Raw genomic sequence first — 18,434 nt, forward strand, 5'->3', positions numbered from 1 at the left:
AGATCAGCCATGGGTGCGTACGTGCTCGGGTTCCACGACATCGGCAGGGCCCAGCTCCCCCTGGTCGGAGGCAAGGGTGCCAACCTCGGGGAGCTGTCGTCCATCGGCGGTGTCGAGGTCCCGTACGGGTTCTGCGTCACCACCGACGCCTACCGGGAGGTCGTGGAGGCCGACGCGAAGGCCGGTGCGCTGATCGACGGGCTGGCCGGGCTGCGGGCGGACGACAGGGAGGGCATCGCCGCCGCCGCGGCGCGGCTGCGTGCCGTCATCGAGGCGTTGAGCGTGCCCGAGGAGATCCGGCGCGAGATCGCCCGGCACCTGGAGGAGGCGGGCGGCGACGGCGTGGCGTGCGCGGTGCGCTCCAGCGCGACCGCCGAGGACCTGCCCTCCAGCTCCTTCGCCGGCCAGCAGGACACCTACCTCAACGTCCGCGGCGCGGCGGCGGTGATCGATGGCGTGCGGCGGTGCTGGGCGTCGCTGTTCACCGACCGGGCGGTGGCCTACCGCATCAGGAACGGCTTCGACCACCGCGCCGTGCGGCTGTCGGTGGTCGTGCAGCGGATGGTCTTCCCCGACGCGGCCGGCATCATGTTCACCGCGGACCCGGTCTCCGGCAACCGGACCGTGGTCTCGATCGACGCCGGGTTCGGCCTCGGGGAGGCGTTCGTCTCGGGGCTGGTCAACGCCGACAACTACCGGGTCAGGGGCGGGCGGATCATCGGCAGGAAGGTCGCCGTACAGACGAAGGAACTGCGCGCCGCCCCTGACGGCGGCACCGGGGAGCAGCCGGTCGAGCCGGGACACCAGAATGTCCAGAAGCTCACCGACGGCCAGATCCTGCGGCTGGAGAGCCTGGGCCGGCGGATCGAGGCGCACTACGGCGAGCCCCAGGACATCGAGTGGGCCCTGCACGACGACCGCCTGTACGTGCTGCAGAGCCGCCCCGTCACCACGCTCTACCCCGTGCCGCCCGCCGACGACGGCAGGAACCACGTGTACGTCTCCTACGGGCACCGGCAGATGATGACCGACGCCTTCGCCCCGCTCGGCCTGTCGTTCTTCGCCCTGCTGCACGACCGGCTCGGCCGCACCGCCGGCGTCGTGGCGGGCAACCGCTTCTACAAGGACGTCTCCGCCGAGCTCACCTCCGCCTGGGCCAGGCCGGCCACCCTCAAGAGCCTCGCCCAGGTCGACGTGCTCATGGCGGACGGCCTGCGCACCGTGCTCAAGGACAGGGACTTCACCGCCTCGCTGGCGCGCGGCCGCACCTCGATGCTGGACTTCGGCGACGCCGGCCCGCTGACGATCGCGCGCCAGTACCTCAAGCTCTCCCGTGAGGACGACCCCGGCGTCGTTCCCGCCCTCATCACGCACACCGAGGAGACGGTGGAACGGCTGCGCGCCGACCTGGCGGGCAAGTCCGGCGACGATCTGTTCCAGTACATCATCGACGACCACGCCGTCCTGGCCGAGCTCACCTTCGACCCGCGCAGCGTGGCCGCGGCCTTCGTCGGCATCCAGGCGGTGAACTGGGTCGACAAGCACATGGAGTCCTGGCTGGGCGTGAAGAACGCCGCCGACGCCATCGCCAGGTCCGCCGACCACAACGTGGTGGCCGCCATGGGGCTCGGCCTGCTGGACGTGGCCGACGTCGTTCGCGCGCACCCGCAGGTCGTGCGCCACCTGGAGACCGCCCCGCGCGACACCCTCCTCGCCGGCCTGGACGGGCTCGACGGCGGCGCCGAGGTGCGGGAGGCGCTGGAGGGCTACCTGCGCGCGTACGGCATGCACTGCGCCGGCGACATCGACATCACCAGGACCAGGTGGAGCGAGGACCCGGCGCCGCTCGTCCCGCTCATCCTGGCCAACGTGCGCACCTTCGCGCCCGGCGAGCGCCGCCGCAGGACGGAACAGGGCCGCGCCGAGGCGGAACGCGCCATGGAGGACCTGCTCGGCCGGGTCGGGAAGCTGCCCGGCGGCGCGGCCAAGGCCAGGCGGGCGGCCAGGAAGATGAGCCTGATCCGCCACTTCATCGGCTACCGTGAGTACTCCAAGCACTCCCTGCTGCTGCGGTACGGGCTGTACAAGCGGGCCCTCATGGCGGAGGCGGCGGGGCTGGCGGAGCGCGGGGTCGTCGAGGCGCCAGAGGACGTGTTCTTCCTGTCCATCGAGGAGTTCAGGACCGCGGTCGCCACCGGCGAGCTCGACCCCGCGCTCGTCACCGCCCGGCGCGAGGCCCACGAGGTCTACCGGAAGCTGACCCCGCCGCGCGTGATCACCTCCGAGGGGAAGGTCTTCTCCGGCGCCTACGACGCCGGCGCCCTGCCCGAGGGGGCGCTGGCGGGCATCGCCGTGTCGTCCGGCGTCGTGGAGGGCCGCGCCCGGGTCATCCGCGACCTCGCCGAGGCCGACGTGGAGGAGGGGGACATCCTCGTGACGGTCTGCACCGACCCGAGCTGGTCCCCGCTGTTCGTCTCGGTCAAGGGCGTGGTGATGGAGGTCGGGGGCGTGATGACGCACGGCGCCGTGGTGGCGCGCGAGTACGGCCTGCCCGCGGTCGCCGGGGTGGACGGGGCCACGGAGCGGATCGAGGACGGCCGGCTCATCCGGGTCAACGGCAGCGAAGGCTACGTCGAACTGCTCCCCAGCCCCTGACCTGCCGCAGCGGCTAGGCGGGCTCGGTCGGCTCGGCCCGGTCGTACCGCTCCACCGCGGCCAGCGCCTGCTCGACGTGGTCGTGCACGGTCACCGCCCGATCGGCGCCGGTGATCTGCAGCAGCCGGGCCACCCTGGGCCGGACCCCGGCCAGGTGCACGCCCGCGCCGTGGACCCGGGCGAGCATGGCCGCGGCCAGCAGCACGGCCAGCCCGGAGCTGTCCAGAAACGTCAGCTCGCTCACGTCGACGACCAGATGCTCGTCCAGCCGCCGGCGCACCCGATCGAGGTACGTCTCCAGGTCGGCGGACGTGCTGGCGTCCACCTCCCCCGCGATCGTGATCACGCTGATCGCTTCGCCGGCCGCGACACGCCGGTGGCTCAGGCTGAGGGCAGACATGGCGACCTCGCTGTGACGGTCAGAGTGCCGACAGGGTGCACAGGCATTGCGGTGAATGCCGTCCGCTGCTTAGGTTACGGCTGAAGACTGTTGCACGAAAGACTATTCGTCATAGGATCTTCATGTAAAACTTTTCATCCATCTCCGCAGAGCCGGAGAAGCCGCGGAGGAAGCACACACGACCGTGCACGCAACCGAGAACGAACCGTCCACCTGGACCTTCCTGACCCATCACGCCCGGGTGCTGGTGGCGATCACGCGCGACCCCGGGGTGCGGCTGCGGGAGATCGCCGAGGTCATCGGCATCACCGAGCGGGCGGTGCAGAAGATCGTCTCCGACCTCTACCAGGCCGGCTATCTGACCCGGGAGCGGGTCGGCCGGCGCAACCACTACAGCCTCAACCTCGACCAGCACTTCCGCTACCCGACCGAGGCCGACCTGCCCATCAGCATGCTGATCGGGATCTTCACCGACCGCGAGCCACCGCACCAGACCGGCTGACGGCACTCCCGGGAAGCCGTCGCCGGGAGCGCCTTTGCCAAGACCATGCGCACCCGGGCAGCCGCGACGACGGCTCCCGGGTACGGGTGAGTCGATGGGGGAAAGGGGATCGCCGTCGGCGGCGGTCGACTCGAAAGGGGGCCGCCGATGTCCGGCTGGAGCATCCACGAGCTCACCGCGATCGGCACGGCCGAGAAGCTGCAGCTCTCCTCCCGGCGGAGCGACGGCAGCCTGCGCCGGCCCGTGGCCGTGTGGGTGGTGCGCCACGGCGACGACCTGTACGTCCGCTCCCTGCACGGCCGCGAGGGCGCCTGGTTCCGGGGCACGCAGACGCGGCACGAGGGCCACATCTCGGCCGGCGGCGTCGAACGGGACGTGGAATTCGCCGACGCCGGCCACTCCCTCGACGACGAGATCGACGGGGTGTATCTCGCCAAGTACCACCGTTACGGGCCGAACCTCCTGGCCGGCGTCGTCAACCCCGCCGCCAGGGCCGCCACGATCAGACTCGTGCCCCGCTGACCCCACGACCGCCCACCGCCGGCTCCGGGAGCGGGCCCGATGCCGGCGGGCGGCTTCCTGCTCGCCCGCCCCGCGATCCCCACCCGAACGGCTGCGCCCCCGGAACGTCACCGCTGCGCTGTCGCCGCCCGCTCAGGCGTGCCCGCGCGTGCGGGAGCGGCGGGGCGCATGACGTGGACCAGCAGGGCCAGCCCGGCGAAGATGGCGGTGCCGACGAGGCCGGTGACGTGCAGGCTCGTCGTGAACGCGGCCCGCGCGGCGTGCAGCAGCTCCGCGGCCTGGCCTGCGGGCAGGTGCCCGGCGGCGGCGACCGCGCCCGCCAGCGAATCCTTCAGCGAGCCGGGCAGGGAATCAGCGAGCGAGCCGGACATGTCGTTCATGCGGCTGGCGTAGACCAGCGTGCCGACCGCGCCGAGCAGTCCCAGGCCGAGGGAGCCGCCGAGGTAGTTGCCGGTCTCCGACATCGACGCCGCCGAGCCCGCGCGGTGCGGCGGCACGGATCCGACGACCAGCCCGGTGCCGAGCGCGAACAGCGGGCCGGTGCCGAGCGCCAGCACGGTGATGCCGGTCATCACCAGCGGCAGCGAGCCGGCGCCGCCCACGGCGACCAGCAGCAGCGCGCCCAGCGCGGAGCAGGCCAACCCGGCGGCGATCGCGGTCGTCCCGTCCATCCGCCTGGCCAGGGCCGGCGCGAGCATGGTGCCGGCCGCCGTGCCCAGGCCCATCGGCGCGAACAGCACCGCCGCGGCGACCGGCGAGTGTCCCAGCACGCCTTGCAGGTACTGGGTGACCATCAGCCCGGTCCCGGCCATGGCGACCCCGGCCAGGACCAGCGCGACGAGCACGGCGGTGAACGGGCGGTTGCGGAACAGCCGCAGGTCCAGCAGCGGGGTCTCCAGGCGCAGCTGGCGTCGTACGAACACGGCTCCGACGGCCGCCCCGGCGACGAGGGCCACCGCCGGCCCGGCCTGCGCGCCCTCGACGGTCAGCTGCTTGATCCCGTACACCACCGACAGGACCGCCACGAGGGACAGCCCGACGCTGACCGGGTCCAGCCGGCCGGCCTGGTCGCCGCGGTGCTCCGGCAGCAGGAACGGCCCGGCGAGCAGCAGCACCGCCATCGCCGGGACCGCGACCAGGAACACCGACCCCCACCAGAAGTGCTGCAGCAGCAGCCCGGCCAGCACGGGCCCGAGGGCGCCGCCGGTGAACTGGCAGGTCGCCCAGATCGCGATGGCCCGCCCGCGCTGCCGCTCGTCGCGGAACAGGTCGATGATCAGGGCGAGGGTGGACGGGGTCAGCGTCGCGCCGGCGACGCCCAGCAGCGCACGCGCGACGATCAGCATCAGCGGGCTGACCGAGAACGCGGCCACGACCGACAGCACCAGGAACGCCGCCCCGCCGATCATCAGCAGCCTCCTGCGCCCGATGCGGTCGCCGAGCGTGCCCATCGTGATGACCAGGGCGGCCACGGTGAATCCGTACCCGTCGGTGATCCACAGTTGCTGGACGCCGGTCGCGCCCAGGTCGGCGCTCAGTTGCGGCAGCGCCAGGAGCAGGGCCGTCATGTCCATGGCGACGAGCAGGGTCGGTAGTGTGAGGACGGCCAGTCCCAGCCAGGCCCGGTTGACACGCATGTGGCGAACTTCCTGTTCTCTCGACGTTTCGCCGGGAGGTCGGAGCGGCCGGACGTTTATCGACATCGGCGCGGGCCCGTTTCCGTTCGTATCCGTACCGCCTGGCATGTCGAGGCCCCGCGGGAAGATTTCTGGAGAAAGTCCGGGCGAGGACGTCAAGACGGCGGCGGCGGCTCCGACCGACCGGCGAAGGGCCCCGCCCATGGGGCTCGCCCACACGAGGAGTACGCGATGAAATTCCTGATCAACCTGCACATCAACCCGGCCGTGCTGGACGCCCTGACCGACGAGGAGAAGGCCGCGATCGGCGACGGCCACGCCGCGTTCATCGAGGCGCTGAAGCGGTCCGGCGAGCTGATCACGACGCAGGCGCTGGCCGACCCTTCCCAGGCGGCGGTGGTGACCGTGCGCGACGGCCGGCCGGTGGTGACCGACGGCCCTTTCCTGGAGGCCAAGGAGTATCTGGGCGGCTTCTACCTGATCGACTGCGAGAGCAAGGAGCGGGCGATCGAGCTGGCGGCGCGGATCCCGGACAGCGCGATCGAGGGGCTGGGGGTGGAGGTGCGGCAGGTGATGTTCGCTGACGGACAATTGGAGTCATGACGACTCCGGCCGTCGAGGACCTGCTGCGTGAGCTCACGCCACAGGTCCTCGGCACGCTGACCCGCCGCCACGGGCAGTTCGAGGGGTGCGAGGACGCCGTGCAGGAGGCCGTCCTCGCCGCGACCGTGCAGTGGCCAGTCCAGGGCGTGCCGGACAACCCGCGCGGCTGGCTGATGACCGTCGCGTCCCGGCGGTTCATCGACCAGTTGCGCAGCGACCACGCGCGGCGCGAGCGCGAGTCGGCGACGGCCGCCGAGGTGACGCCCGAGGAGGTCCCGGGCACCGACGACACGCTGGTCCTGCTGTTCCTGTGCTGCCATCCGACGCTGACCGCGGCCTCGCAGACGGCGCTGACGCTGCGTGCGGTCGGCGGCCTGACCACCGCCGAGATCGCCCGCGCGTTCCTGGTGCCCGAGGCCACGATGGCGGCCAGGATCAGCCGGGCCAAGCAGCGGATCAAGGCTGCGGGCAGCTCGTTCAGCCTGCCGGACGGCGCGGAGTGGCAGGAGCGGCTGCGGGTCGTCCTGCACGTGCTCTACCTGATCTTCAACGAGGGCTACACCGCCTCGTCGGGCAGCGAGCTGCACCGCGCCGACCTCGCGCACGAGGCGATCCGGCTGACCAGGATGGTGCACGCGCAGTTGCCCGGGGACGCCGAGGTGACCGGGCTGCTGGCGTTGATGCTGCTCACCCACGCGCGCCGCGAGACGCGTACGACGGCGGCCGGTGACCTGGTGCCGCTGGACGAGCAGGACCGCAAACGGTGGGACCGCGAGCTGATCGACGAGGGCATCGAGCTGGCCAGGTCGTCGCTGGGCGCTCCGGAGCTGGGGCCGTACCAGCTCCAGGCCGCCATCGCCGCCACGCACGCCGACGCCGCCTCGGCGGAGGAGACCAACTGGCCGCAGGTGCACGCGCTTTACCTGATCCTGGAACGCATCGCACCCAATCCGATGGTCACCCTCAACCGGGCGGTCGCCCTGGCCGAGATCGAGGGGCCGGCCGCCGGGCTGGCCCTGCTGGCCACGCTGGACGGTGACGCGCGGATGGCCGGGCATCACCGGCTGCTGTCCGTGCGGGGGCATCTGCTGGAGAAGGACGGGGATCCGGGCGGGGCGTACGAGCACTACCGGCGCGCCGCGAAGGCCACCGCCAGCCTGGCCGAGCAACGCTACCTGGAGTCCCGGGCCCGCCGGGTGCGGCCGTAGGTCCGCGCGCCGCTGCCGCCCAGGTTGCGGGCGGCGGGTGCGGGCGGCGGGCCTGGACGGCGGGTTTGGGCGGGCCTGGGCGGGTCGGTCACATGAGCGGAGGAACGACGTAAAGGTCGTCCTTGCGTGCGGTCAGCTCGCACACGACGTCGATGACGCCTTCGACCGCTCTGACGGCCTCGGTGAGGGCGATGGCCCGCGACCGGGTCGCGACCTCGCCGGTGATCGTGACGACGCCGCGCTCGATCCGCGCGCCGACCTCGTCCGGACCGGCGAGCGCCGCGTCGACGTCGGCCGCCAGCTCGTGCTCGGGGCGGGTGAAGACGCGCAGGACGTCGCGCTGGTGCAGAGTGCCGGCGATCCGCCCGGTGACCGGGTCGATCACGGGAAGCTGCTTGACGTGCCGCTCGTGCATCAGGCGGGCGGCGTCGCGTACGGGGGTCTCGGGCGTGACGGTGATCGCCGGGGAGGTCATGAGGGTGCCCGCGGTCACCGCAGCGGCCTTGCGGTGCTCCAGGCGGCGCCTGGACGACTCGAAGATCGACACGCTGTGCCGTACCGGATCGACCTCCTTGAGCAGGAGATCGTCCTCGGAGACCACGCCCACCGGCCGGCGGTCGGCGTCGATGACGGTCACCGCGCCCACCGCGAACCGCTTCATCGCGGCCACGATGTCCGCGAACGACGCGTCCTGCGGCACCGCTATGGCCACCCTGCCCATGACGTCCTTGACTTCGATCGGCATGACGTCCACCTCACCTTCTCCTCCAACGGTCCTCCGCGCCGGGCCGGACCGGCAGCGACGAACGTCCCGACTCCCATGGGCCCAACGACCCTGCGCGCCAGGGCCGGATGGGGAGACGGCCGCGCCGAATGCAAAGGCGCCGCGCGCAAGCGGCCTCAGCACGCGAGCGGCCCGGATCCGGCCATGCGGAAGGGGCAAGGGCCGGCTGTGCGGGACGGTGGCTGACGGATATATCGGCACGTGCCCTACCTTCTACTGAGCGAGTGCCGACAGAGAGGATCTTCCGTACATGAGGCACCACGAGAGCGCGGCCGCTGGGCCGGGTGGCCGGCGATGAGCGGCGCGGAGCTGATCGAGCGCGTGCACGCCGTGCTGGAGGCGCCCAGGCCCTGGTCCGTCACCCAGGTCGGCGACCCCGTGCTGCGCCGCACGGCCGCTCCCTACGACGGCCAGTTGCCCGACGGGCTGCTGCGCGAGCTGCTCGACGCGATGTTCCGGCACCTGCCGGGCGTCGGGGTGGGGCTGGCCGCGCCGCAGATCGGCATCCCGCTGGCGCTGGCCGTCATCGAGGACCCGGCCGACGTCCCGCCGGAGGTCGCCGCCGAGCGTGAACGCCCGCCGCAGCCGCCGCTCGAACTCGTCAACCCCGTCGTCACCCCGCTCGGCTCCGACTCCCGCGCCTTCTACGAGGGCTGCCTGAGCGTCGAGGGGCTGACCGCCGTCGTCGCCCGCCATGCGCGGGTCCGGCTGTCGGCGGTCGACGGGAACGGGCGCGCGTACGACATGGAGCTGTCCGGCTGGCCGGCCCGCATCGCCCAGCACGAGACCGACCACCTGAACGGCCTGCTGTACCTCGACCGGGCCGATCTCCGCTCGCTCTCGACCATCGCCAACCACGAACGATTCGTCGCCTCCCCGCAGCCCGGTCCCGCACCGGCCTGAACGATCCCGCTCCTGGTGGCCGGCTCGGAGGGCCGGCATGCCTGGCCGCCGGGAGCACGGCTTCCGGCGGCGCGGGACCACGTGATCCGCCTTTGGGCTGCCGACGTTTGGGCGGCGTGCGGCGGGCGATCATCTGATCTGGGGGAAACGGTCACGATGTGTCACATTCGGGGGTCGTATCCCGTCATGAAGGTGTCTGGACGAAAGTCTGAAACCGCACGGGGACGAACATGGCGACCTCTTCACACATCGATCACACCGGTCCAAGCGCATGGCGGATCGCCATGGACGCCACCGAGGCGACGCTGTCCGTGGGCACGTCGGGGCGGCGGCGTTCGCTGTCCGATCCGCCCGGCGTCAGCGGCGCCTTCTACCTACGGCCGAGTGGCGCGCTGGCGGGATTCGCCCTGCGTCTGCCGCTGCGGCCGCCCGTCCCGGGGGCCGAGGCGCCGGTGCTGGCATGGGAGTCGGCCGAACTGGAGAGCGAGGGGCGGGCCTGGCTGCGGTTCGGACGTCAGGAGGTGTGCCGGGCGGTGTCCGTGCTGTGTGCGGAGGTTCCCGGCGCGCATCCGTATGTGAAGATCGTCCTGGAGACGGCGTTCTCGTCCTGGAGCCTGCGCCTGCCCGGGGTGAGGTGGCCACGGCCGCGGATGGTGACGCTCCGGCTGTTCAGCGAGATCCGGATGGCGTGATCCGCGACTCCGGCTGGGCCTGGGAGATCAGGCCACCGGCGTGCGGAGCAGGGGTTCGGCGGCGCTGCGCAGTTCGTCGCTGAACGGCTTCGGCCGCAGCGTGGCGGGGTCGAGGTTGACGTTCACCCGGTAGCCCTCGGCGTGCACCACCGCGCGGTCGGCCGACACGACACGGAAGCCGTACACGCCGCTGGTGCGTCCCATGCGGTCCATCCAGAAATGCACCGCCACCTCACCCGGCCCCGCGATGGGCACATGGTAGGTGACCTTGAACTCCCGCACGGCCATGAACACGCCCTTCAACGCCGACGGGTCCTTGTCCGTCACCCAGCCGAGGCGCTGCCAGTAGGTGCCGATGGCCCGTTCGACCAGCAGGGCGTAGCGGGAGTTGTGCAGCAGGCCCATGGCGTCGAGCTCGTCGAAATGCACATATACCGGCTCGTAGATCACGTCAGTCCTCCGGGAGAAGCGATGGGTCGGGACAGAGCGCGCGCAGGCGCTGCAGGACGGCGCGGCGGGCGCGGACGAGCGCGTCCGATCCGGCGAGCAGGCGGGAGTGGACGACGACCACCTGACCGAGGGCGTCGATCTCGTACGAGAGCTGGGCCGCGTCCACGTCCGCTGCCAGTTCGCTCAGGGCGACGGCCTGCTCCACCTGCCGCTGGACGTACTCCAGCCACTCGCGCATGACCTCCGCGACCCGGTCGCGCACGGCCCCGGGACGGTCGTCGAACTCGGCCTGCACGGTGAAGAAGAAGCAACCGCCGGGCAGCACGCCATCGGCGTAGAACCGCAGCCGCGACTCGTGCAGCGCGAACAGCCGCCGCACGCCGGCCGGCGCCCGCAGGGCGGGCCCCACCACCTGCTCGCTCCACTGGCGCCGCGCCCACTCGACGGCGTCGAGCTGGAGCTGCTCCTTGCCGTTCCAGTGGGCGAAGAACCCGGACTTGCTGGTGCCGGTCGCGGCCGCCAGCCGCCCCAGGGACAGCCCGTCCAGCCCTTCGGCCGAGGCCAGGCTCACGGCCCGTTCCAGGATCGCCTCGCGGCTACGTGATCCACGCAGTCGCCGGCCGTCGTGTGTCATGCCGGCCAAACTACATTAACGACCGATCGTTTGCATAGTTGAGGCACGCGGACGGTGGCGGTGCGGTGTCGTCGCCGTACGCGCGAAGCACTGCGGTGCGGGTCGCTTGGGTGGGGCGGGGGCGGCTTGGGTGGGGCGCGGGGCCGAGCCTCGTTACGAGACCTCGTACACGCGGGTGGTGCCGAACACGCCCTCGCCGCCCCGCCGCCGCCAGGGCGCGACCGTGCGCAGGTGGCGGAAGCGGCCCGTGCCCAGCAGGCGGTGCTCCTCGACCGGATTGAAGTAGATCAGGGTGAGCGGGCGCGGGTTGCGGTCGACCGAGTCGAGCAGGCCGCCCATCGCGGCGGCGAACGTCTCGCCCCTGAACGGGTTGTTCAGGAAGACCACGCTGACGTCGTCGGGGATCCGGTAGTCGAGCACGTCGGAGCGGACGAACTCCACCTCGCCGGCCCGCAGCCGGAGCCTCGCGCCGGACAGGTTGGCCCGGGCGACCTCGGTCAGCTCGGCGGACAGCTCGACGCCGATCACCCGCTTGAACGTGTACGCGCTGGCCGCCTCCAGCACCATGCGGCCCTTGCCGGCGCCGAGGTCGAGGAACACGTCGTCGCCGGCGACGTCGCGGGCGGGCAGCGCCCGGCGCAGCGTGCCCCAGTGGGCGGGCGAGTAGTAGACGCGTTCGGGATGGTCGAGGCCGAAGTCGGCGAGATCGGCGAAGTCGGCGGTGCTCACGCCGTAGCGGCGGTCGTACAGGAGACGGGCGAACCTGCGGCGCAGCGAGCGCAGCCGCATGGGCAGGCCACCCATCATCAGGACCTCTTCGACGGGCAGCGCCGCCTCGCAGGCCAGCGCGATCGGCGCGCTGGTGGCGAGCGCGCCGAGCAGCAGCGGGATCCGCTCCCGGACGTACGCACGGGGAATCGGTCCCGTACGAGGAGCCGGGGCCGTCGGAGGGATCTTGCCCGTCGGAGGGATCGGGAAGGAGGGGACTGCGGCGTGCGGCGGGCGGGCCAGGTCGTCGATCAGGGTCACGGCACGTCTCCTCGGGAGAAGCGGGGTGGCTCCGGACGGCGGCACGGGCCGGGACATGACGCCGCTCGCCGTCTCGAGTATGCCCCGCCACCCGGCACACCATCACGCACCATCACGCACCACCACTCATCACCGCCGCCACCGAGCACCATGCCGCGTATCCTCAGCCCGAATCACCCGTCGCCGGCTCGCAGAGGGCGGTCTCCCTGCGATGGCCGTCCGTTCGTCCGCACATCGGATCGCCGTCAGGAGGCCGGGCGGACGCGGGGCGCGTCCACGCGCCGCCGGGCCGTGGCGCGTACCGCGGTGACGGTGAGCAGCAACGTCAGCGCCGACACGCCGGCCAGCAGGACCAGCCCCAGCCCGTACGAACCGGACCGGCCGTACACGAAGCCCATGACCAGCGGCGGCACGAACCCGCCCAGCCCGCCCGCGGCCCCGACCAGACCCGTGACCGACCCCACCTTGTCGGCCGGAGCCGCCGTCGCGACCAGGGCGAAGGTGGCGCCGCTGCCCGCGCCGAGCGCCGCGGCCATGACCAGGAACGCGGCCGTGCCCGCCATCATCAGCGGCGGGGTGAACGCCTGGGCCGCCGCGCAGAGCGCCACCACGGCGAAGACGGCGGCCAGGACGGGGATCGGGCCCATCCGGTCCGACAGCCAGCCGCCCGCCGGGCGTGCCACGACGGCCAGCAGTACGAACCCGGCCATCCGGTTGGCCGCGTCCGCCTGCTCCAGGCCGTAGGCGGACTCCAGGTAGACGGGCAAGTAGACGGAGAAGGCGACATAACCGCCGAACGCGACCCCGTACAGGATGCAGGCCTGCCAGGTGATCGGCAGGCGCACGGCCGCGGCCAGGCGTGCCGTGATCGGCGCGACCGGCCCGGCGCGCCCGGGCGGGTCGCGCATCAGGAGCCAGGCGACGGCGGCGTACAGGGCGAGCACGGCGGCGGTGAGCAGGAACGGGGTGGCCGCGCCGCCGGTCCTGACCAGGTTGACCGTGGTCAGCGCGCTGATCGCGGTGCCGCCCATGCCCATCCCGAACACGCCGACGGCCAGGCCGCGCCGTTCGGGCGGGAACCAGCCGCTGATGTACGGCACGCCCACGGCGAAGACCGTACCGCCGATGCCCAGGAAGAACCCGCCGACGAGCAGGGCCGCCAGGGAGCCCTGCCCGATCAGGCCGATGAACAGCACCGGCACGATGGTGGCCGCCGAGATCAGTGGGAACATCGTCCGGCCGCCGAAGCGGTCGGTGAGCGCTCCGACGGGGATGCGGCCCAGCGAGCCGACGATCACGGGGACCGCGACCAGCAGCGCCTGCTGGGCGGCCGTGAGGTTCAGGGTCTCCTTGAACCTCGGGCCCAGGGGGCTGAGCAGGGCCCACGCCCAGAAGTTCACGGCGAACCCCGCCGTCGCCAGCAGCAGCATCAGCGCTCGCGTCCTGTCCGGCCGTGCGCTGATCTTGTCGGTGCTCATCCTGCTCCTCCCCCCATAAGCCCTGCTCAGGGCCTTCCCCTGGGGTGGATCCCGGTAAGCATCCGGCCGCTCGTTCGCCTCTCCCAAAAGTCTCCCGAACGTCTCCCTAAGGTCACACGGGCCCCGCACGGGCGCGGGGGCACCCACTTGCGACAATCCCACCGCCTTTTATACTTAACCTACATGTAGAGTAGGTTTTTGGAGGAAGGTCGCTGATGAGTCTCACGTTCCTGTGGTACATCCCGAACCAGGCGCAACCCGGCCACCGGGGCGACGACGTCGTCGAGGACCACAACAGCTTGACGACCCTCACGAGCCAGGCCCTGGCGCTCGAACAGCACGGCTGGCACGGGGCGTTGCTCGGCACCGGATGGGGGCGGCCCGACACGTTCACGGTCGCGACCGCGCTGGCCGCGCGGACGACGACGTTCCAGCCGCTGATCGCGGTGCGGCCCGGTTACTGGCATCCGGCCAAGTTCGCCTCGGCCGCCGCGACACTCGATCACATCAGCGAGGGGCGGGTGCTGGTCAACATCGTCTCGGGCAAGGACGATCTGGCCGCGTACGGTGACAGCGAAGGCGACCAGGCCCACCGCTACGCCCGTACCAGGGAGTTCATCCGGATCGTGCGCAGGTTGTGGACCGAGGAGAACGTCACCTACCGCGGCGAGCACTTCGGCGTCACCGACTCCACCGTGGTGCCGCGCCCGGTCGTCCGGGGCGAGCGCCGGCATCCCCCGCTCTACTTCGGCGGCGCCTCCGAGGCCGCCGAGCGGGTGAGCGCCGCCGAGGCCGACGTGCAGCTGTTCTGGGGCGAGCCGCTCGACGGGGTCGGCGAGCGCATCGAGCGGCTCAAGGCGCTCAGCGAAGAGGTCGGGCGCGAGCACGCCCCGCTGGAGTTCGGGCTGCGCATCACCACGCTGGTACGCGACACCAGCGAGCAGGCCTGGGCCGACGCCGAGGCCAAGGTCGCGCAGTTGGCGCAGGGCCACATCCCGCGCGACCCGAACTGGCGCGCGGCCGTCGGCCAGCAGCGCCTGCTGGACCTGGCCGCACGGGGCGACGTCCTCGACGACAACCTCTACACCGCGCCAGGCCGGTACGGGGCCGGTGGGGCGGGGACGACCTGGCTGGTGGGGTCCGCCGAGGACGTGGCGAAGTCACTCCGCCGCTACCAGGCCCTCGGCATCACCCACTTCGTCCTCTCCGACACCCCTTACCTGCCGGAGATCACCCGCCAGGGCGAACAACTCCTCCCGCTCCTCCGCACCTGAACGCATGCGACCTCTGCCCAGGGCCCGACAAGCACCCCTCCGACCACGATGAGCACACCACGCGGGTGGCTCTTCCGGCCGGGCAAGCGATCGGCGAACACGGTGTACGACCGGCGGGGGAAGTACACGACCGACAAATGCCGCACTTGATCGGCGGGCGGTGCACGATCACCGGGGCCGGACCTCAGTGACCAATGGCGACCGTGCCCAATCAGCAGGCTGGCCGGGCCAACGCACCGTGACGGCGACCGAGGCGAATCGGCAGCCTCCACCACCCCAGCGCGAACCCTGTACCACCGAGCGCCGCACCTGACCGACAACGCCCAGCCCGTACGGCGGAGGCGGCGCACGATCTGCGGAGGCCACGACTGATCGCCGAAGTCGCGCCTCATCGACCGAGTCACGCCTGACCGGCGGAGACCGTACCCCACCGGCGGGTCTGATCAGCCGCGCCCGCGATCGATCAGTCGATCTACCGGTCAGTCGATCTACCGGGGGTCAGAACGCGCTGAACGTCGTTTCCGGGCGGTCGCGCTTGGTGAACAGCTCCCAGCCGCCGTCCGCGATCACGTCCGGGTCGAGGGATCGGATTTCTCCGCCGAAAAGCTCAGGCTGGGAGGCGACCACCTGGTAGATGTCGCCTCGTTCGATCAGGCCCCCAATGATCAGGTTTCCGGCGTACACGCCCTGCTCGGCCAGCGCCGCGTTCAGTGTCAGCCCGTAGTTGCGCAGCGCCGCCGCGGCGAGAGCCAGGCCGCCGAGGGTGGGCATCGGCATGACGGCGCTGAGGCCGCCGGCGAACAGCAGCCCGCCCTCTCCCCTGGCGACCATGCCCGGCAGCACCTTGGCCACCACGTCTACCGCCGGATAGAGCAGTTCCATCGCCTCCCGGGCCTGCGCCGGGGTGGTGTCGGTGATCGGCTCGGGCCAGACGGACGGGTCTGCCGCCCCGGGGCCGTAGTAGACGACGTCGATCGTCCCGAACCGTTCGGTGATCTCGTCGAGCGCGCCGAGCAGCCGGTCGCGGTCGTGCACGTCGGCGGCGAAGCCGGCCGCCTCGATGCCCGCCTCGGCCAGGGACGCCACGTATCCGGGGTGGCGATCCCCGGAACGGGAGACGAGCGCCACGGCGTACCCCTCGCGCCCGAACCGGTGCGCGACGGACAGGCCGAGCCCGGGTCCCGCCCCGATGACGACGATGGTCTTCCTTGCTGTTGCGGACATGACTATCCCCTTCCAGACAAATCGAGGGTTGCCTCAACTTTCTCCTCAGACCGTATCACGGAACTTGAGGGCGTCCTCGATTTCGTATGATGGAGGGCATGGCAGCCGAATCGAAGCCGCTGCGGTCGGATGCCGCACGCAATCGCGACAAACTGCTGGTCGCAGCCGCCCAGACCTTCGCCGAACGCGGCCTCGACGCGCCCCTGGAACACATCGCCCGCCGCGCCGGGGTCAGCATCGGCACCCTCTACAACCACTTCCCGACCCGGGAGGCGCTGCTGGAGGCGATCCTCCCCCAGCGACTGGCCGCGCTGACGGAGATCAACGCCTCCGCCCTGGCCGACCCCGACCCGTGGTCAGGGTTCGTCGGCCTGCTGGAGGGGATCTTCACGCTGCAGGCCGAGGATCACAGCCTCAACGACGCCATGGTCCAGAGCTTCTCCCTGAACACCGACATGAGCCAGGCCTGCGGCGGCGGCCTGGGGGACGTGGAACGCATCATCGAACGCGCCAAGGCCGCCGGCCGGCTACGGGCCGACTTCGACGTCCAGGATCTGGTCACGCTGGTCTGGGCGATGTCGCAGGTCATCCGGGAGTCGATGAACACGGCGCCGGACACGTGGCGCCGTTGCCTGTCCTTCTTCGTCGACGGCCTGCACGCCGAATCCACCCAGCCACTCCCCTCCCGATAACCTCCCGTCAGCCGCTGTCAGCCCACCCTTCCGGTCCCGGCTGACCGGCATGACGCGGCTAGGCGCCCGCCAGCGCCGCGCCGGTTCCCCGCGCCGGTTCCCCATGCCGGTTCCCCACGCCGATTCGCCGCGCCAGTTCGCCACACCGTTCCCCGCCGGTTCGCCACTCCGATTCGCCGTGCCGCGTCCCTTCCCGGCTCCACTACCCGGGGCCACGCCACTAGCCAGCACCATTTCGCCGCGCCACGTCACTTCGCCGTGCCACCCACCTCGCCGGTTCGCCGCGCGTCACTACCCGGGGCCACTTCACCGCACGACCTCTCCGGCACCGTGTACGTCAGCCCGAGCGGGTCGTTGCAGGGTGACGGATCCAAGAACGTCATCGTGGAGTTCTGCGGCGGGCCGCACGACGCCGGGTTCGACCTGCGCTGTCACTGACCGGTTGGTAATCAAGCGCTCGGTCCCCAAGCCGGTCACAGCGGGGTCACCGGCTCTGCCTCTGGTACGTAGACCAGGGCGTCGTAGGACTTGGCGGGCACCATCTCCACCGTGTACGCCCACAGGATCGAGCTGTAGGCCGACCGGAAGCCGTCGCCGACGCTGCCCATCCTGATCTTCGAGGTGAGCAGCTCACGGTTGCCCGGCTCGGCGGAGGTCCGCGCGATGTTCACGTAGCCCATCGGCTCGCCGCCGAACAACTTGGCCAAGGGCGAGTCGTGGCTGACGGTGAAGCGCCTGCGTTCGCCGGAGCCGTCGTCCTTGCTGATGAAGGTGCTCTTGCCGAACTCGGTGCCGATGGCGAAGTAGCCGCCGCCGTAGGTCTTGGCCAGCCGCTGCCCCATCGACTCGAACGAGAACGCCGCGCCGCTCTTGTCGATGTGACCGTTGTGCCCGGCCACGATGAGTTTCTCCTGTTTCCTGGTTGCTTCGGTGGCGGCGATCCAGCGGATGTTCTCGGCCATCCAGGCGTCGCGTTTGGCGGCGTAGGCGTTGCCCGAGGTCTGTAGTTGCGCGCCGCGCCAGATGGTCTCGGCGTGGTGCAGGGCCAGCGCGTACGACTGCGCGGAGCTCGCTGTCACGTACCGCTCCCGTCCGGCTTTCATGGTGACGACGAGCCGGGCGGCGGCGGAGGCCGCGGCGGTGATCTTCTTCGGGTCCTGAGTGGTCCGGGTGGCGTCGGTGAGGTCGGCCAGCGACGTCTCCGCCTCGCGTCTCAGGGCGGGATCGACCTTGGCGAGGTAGCGCAGCAGCCGCTCCTTGTTGCGGTCGTAACGCTGCATGTCGAAGCCGTAGAGGCGGATCTTGTCCCGGTCCGGGGCGGCGGCGTTGTGGTCGTGGATCCACTTGATCAGGTCGGCCGTTTCGCGGGTGCGGTAGAGGTCGAACCCGAGCGCCTTCGCCGCGTCCTCCGCGCTGCCCTCGCCGCCCATGACATAGTCGCCGGCCACGGCCGTACCGCCGAAGTCGGCCTCGATGGCGACGGCGCGGAAGCCGTGGTCGCGCACCAGCTTCTGGATGACCAGCAGCCGCGTCTCGACGAACTCCTTGTTGCCGTGGGTGGCCTCACCGATGCCGACCACGCGGGCGGGCGCGGCGTCGGAGAGCGGCGCCCGGTCGAGGGGAACCACGTCGCAGGCTGTCACCCGGGAGGTGTCCACTCCCCCGCAGCCGGCCGCCGTCAACGCGGTCAGGCCGCTCAGGGCGATGGTCGCAAGCTTGCGGAACGGCCGGATCCTCATGCCGGCCC

The 18,434-nt window shown here is 71.6% G+C and carries 18 protein-coding genes; 9 read left to right on the forward strand and 9 right to left on the reverse strand.

Annotated elements, in window-relative coordinates; genetic code table 11:
• Window positions 1–9 precede the first annotated feature (9 nt).
• Window positions 10–2,655, forward strand: a complete 2,646-nt coding sequence (gene rph / locus AB0C27_RS47175) for a rifamycin-inactivating phosphotransferase (protein WP_357859687.1) — start codon at window positions 10–12, stop codon at window positions 2,653–2,655.
• Window positions 2,656–2,668: 13 nt separating this feature from the next.
• Here the strand turns inward: rph and AB0C27_RS47180 are convergent, their stop codons facing one another.
• Window positions 2,669–3,055 carry an STAS domain-containing protein gene (locus AB0C27_RS47180; RefSeq protein WP_357859690.1) on the reverse strand — a complete coding sequence of 129 codons (387 nt, stop codon included), beginning with the start codon at window positions 3,053–3,055 and terminating at the stop codon, window positions 2,669–2,671.
• Between the two features lie 184 nt (window positions 3,056–3,239).
• On the opposite strand from AB0C27_RS47180, the gene AB0C27_RS47185 reads away from it, so the two are divergent.
• Together AB0C27_RS47185 and AB0C27_RS47190 are read left to right on the forward strand one after the other, a co-directional pair.
• Complete coding sequence (locus AB0C27_RS47185) at window positions 3,240–3,557, forward strand: winged helix-turn-helix domain-containing protein (RefSeq protein ID WP_357859692.1); 318 nt, start codon at window positions 3,240–3,242, stop codon at window positions 3,555–3,557.
• Between the two features lie 147 nt (window positions 3,558–3,704).
• Window positions 3,705–4,079 (forward strand): DUF2255 family protein, encoded by a 375-nt coding sequence (locus AB0C27_RS47190; RefSeq protein WP_357859695.1) that lies wholly within the window; start codon window positions 3,705–3,707, stop codon window positions 4,077–4,079.
• Window positions 4,080–4,186: 107 nt separating this feature from the next.
• Here AB0C27_RS47190 and AB0C27_RS47195 read toward each other — a convergent pair whose 3' ends face one another.
• Window positions 4,187–5,716 (reverse strand): MFS transporter, encoded by a 1,530-nt coding sequence (locus AB0C27_RS47195; RefSeq protein WP_357859698.1) that lies wholly within the window; start codon window positions 5,714–5,716, stop codon window positions 4,187–4,189.
• Window positions 5,717–5,947: 231 nt separating this feature from the next.
• On the opposite strand from AB0C27_RS47195, the gene AB0C27_RS47200 reads away from it, so the two are divergent.
• Window positions 5,948–6,319 (forward strand): YciI family protein, encoded by a 372-nt coding sequence (locus AB0C27_RS47200; RefSeq protein WP_357859701.1) that lies wholly within the window; start codon window positions 5,948–5,950, stop codon window positions 6,317–6,319.
• Complete coding sequence (locus tag AB0C27_RS47205; protein ID WP_357859705.1) at window positions 6,316–7,527, forward strand: DUF6596 domain-containing protein; 1,212 nt, start codon at window positions 6,316–6,318, stop codon at window positions 7,525–7,527. Before AB0C27_RS47200 ends, AB0C27_RS47205 begins: the two co-directional genes overlap by 4 nt.
• A gap of 88 nt (window positions 7,528–7,615) precedes the next feature.
• On the opposite strand, the gene AB0C27_RS47210 is transcribed toward AB0C27_RS47205, so the two are convergent.
• Window positions 7,616–8,272, reverse strand: a complete 657-nt coding sequence (locus tag AB0C27_RS47210; RefSeq protein ID WP_357859708.1) for a CBS domain-containing protein — start codon at window positions 8,270–8,272, stop codon at window positions 7,616–7,618.
• 333 nt (window positions 8,273–8,605) lie between these two features.
• On the opposite strand from AB0C27_RS47210, the gene AB0C27_RS47215 reads away from it, so the two are divergent.
• On the forward strand, window positions 8,606–9,214 hold the full coding sequence (locus AB0C27_RS47215) for a peptide deformylase (RefSeq protein WP_357859710.1): 609 nt from the start codon (window positions 8,606–8,608) through the stop codon (window positions 9,212–9,214).
• A 284-nt stretch (window positions 9,215–9,498) separates the two neighbouring features.
• Entirely contained in the window at window positions 9,499–9,906 is a 408-nt protein-coding gene (locus tag AB0C27_RS47220; protein WP_357859713.1) for a hypothetical protein, read from the forward strand.
• A gap of 27 nt (window positions 9,907–9,933) precedes the next feature.
• Here the strand turns inward: AB0C27_RS47220 and AB0C27_RS47225 are convergent, their stop codons facing one another.
• The 4 genes from AB0C27_RS47225 to AB0C27_RS47240 all read right to left on the reverse strand — a co-directional run bounded on the left by AB0C27_RS47225 (window position 9,934) and on the right by AB0C27_RS47240 (window position 13,497).
• Window positions 9,934–10,356, reverse strand: a complete 423-nt coding sequence (locus AB0C27_RS47225) for a thioesterase family protein (protein ID WP_357859715.1) — start codon at window positions 10,354–10,356, stop codon at window positions 9,934–9,936.
• 1 nt (window position 10,357) lies between these two features.
• Window positions 10,358–10,990: a helix-turn-helix domain-containing protein gene (locus AB0C27_RS47230; protein WP_357859718.1), complete on the reverse strand. Its 633-nt coding sequence runs from the start codon at window positions 10,988–10,990 to the stop codon at window positions 10,358–10,360.
• 153 nt (window positions 10,991–11,143) lie between these two features.
• Window positions 11,144–12,019: a methyltransferase domain-containing protein gene (locus AB0C27_RS47235; protein ID WP_357859721.1), complete on the reverse strand. Its 876-nt coding sequence runs from the start codon at window positions 12,017–12,019 to the stop codon at window positions 11,144–11,146.
• A gap of 245 nt (window positions 12,020–12,264) precedes the next feature.
• On the reverse strand, window positions 12,265–13,497 hold the full coding sequence (locus tag AB0C27_RS47240; protein ID WP_357859724.1) for an MFS transporter: 1,233 nt from the start codon (window positions 13,495–13,497) through the stop codon (window positions 12,265–12,267).
• A gap of 215 nt (window positions 13,498–13,712) precedes the next feature.
• On the opposite strand from AB0C27_RS47240, the gene AB0C27_RS47245 reads away from it, so the two are divergent.
• The gene (locus AB0C27_RS47245) at window positions 13,713–14,771 is read left to right on the forward strand and encodes an LLM class flavin-dependent oxidoreductase (protein ID WP_357859726.1); all 1,059 of its coding nucleotides are present in this window, start codon (window positions 13,713–13,715) and stop codon (window positions 14,769–14,771) included.
• Window positions 14,772–15,269: 498 nt separating this feature from the next.
• Here the strand turns inward: AB0C27_RS47245 and AB0C27_RS47250 are convergent, their stop codons facing one another.
• Window positions 15,270–15,995, reverse strand: a complete 726-nt coding sequence (locus tag AB0C27_RS47250; RefSeq protein ID WP_357859729.1) for an SDR family NAD(P)-dependent oxidoreductase — start codon at window positions 15,993–15,995, stop codon at window positions 15,270–15,272.
• A gap of 98 nt (window positions 15,996–16,093) precedes the next feature.
• Between AB0C27_RS47250 and AB0C27_RS47255 the strand changes: the two genes are divergently transcribed.
• On the forward strand, window positions 16,094–16,687 hold the full coding sequence (locus AB0C27_RS47255; protein ID WP_357859732.1) for a helix-turn-helix domain-containing protein: 594 nt from the start codon (window positions 16,094–16,096) through the stop codon (window positions 16,685–16,687).
• Window positions 16,688–17,160: 473 nt separating this feature from the next.
• Here AB0C27_RS47255 and AB0C27_RS47260 read toward each other — a convergent pair whose 3' ends face one another.
• Window positions 17,161–18,426 carry an erythromycin esterase family protein gene (locus AB0C27_RS47260; protein ID WP_357859735.1) on the reverse strand — a complete coding sequence of 422 codons (1,266 nt, stop codon included), beginning with the start codon at window positions 18,424–18,426 and terminating at the stop codon, window positions 17,161–17,163.
• Between the last annotated feature and the right edge of the window lie 8 nt (window positions 18,427–18,434).

The sequence above is a fragment of the Nonomuraea sp. NPDC048882 genome (genome assembly GCF_040649755.1).
Lineage (GTDB): Bacteria > Actinomycetota > Actinomycetes > Streptosporangiales > Streptosporangiaceae > Nonomuraea > Nonomuraea maheshkhaliensis.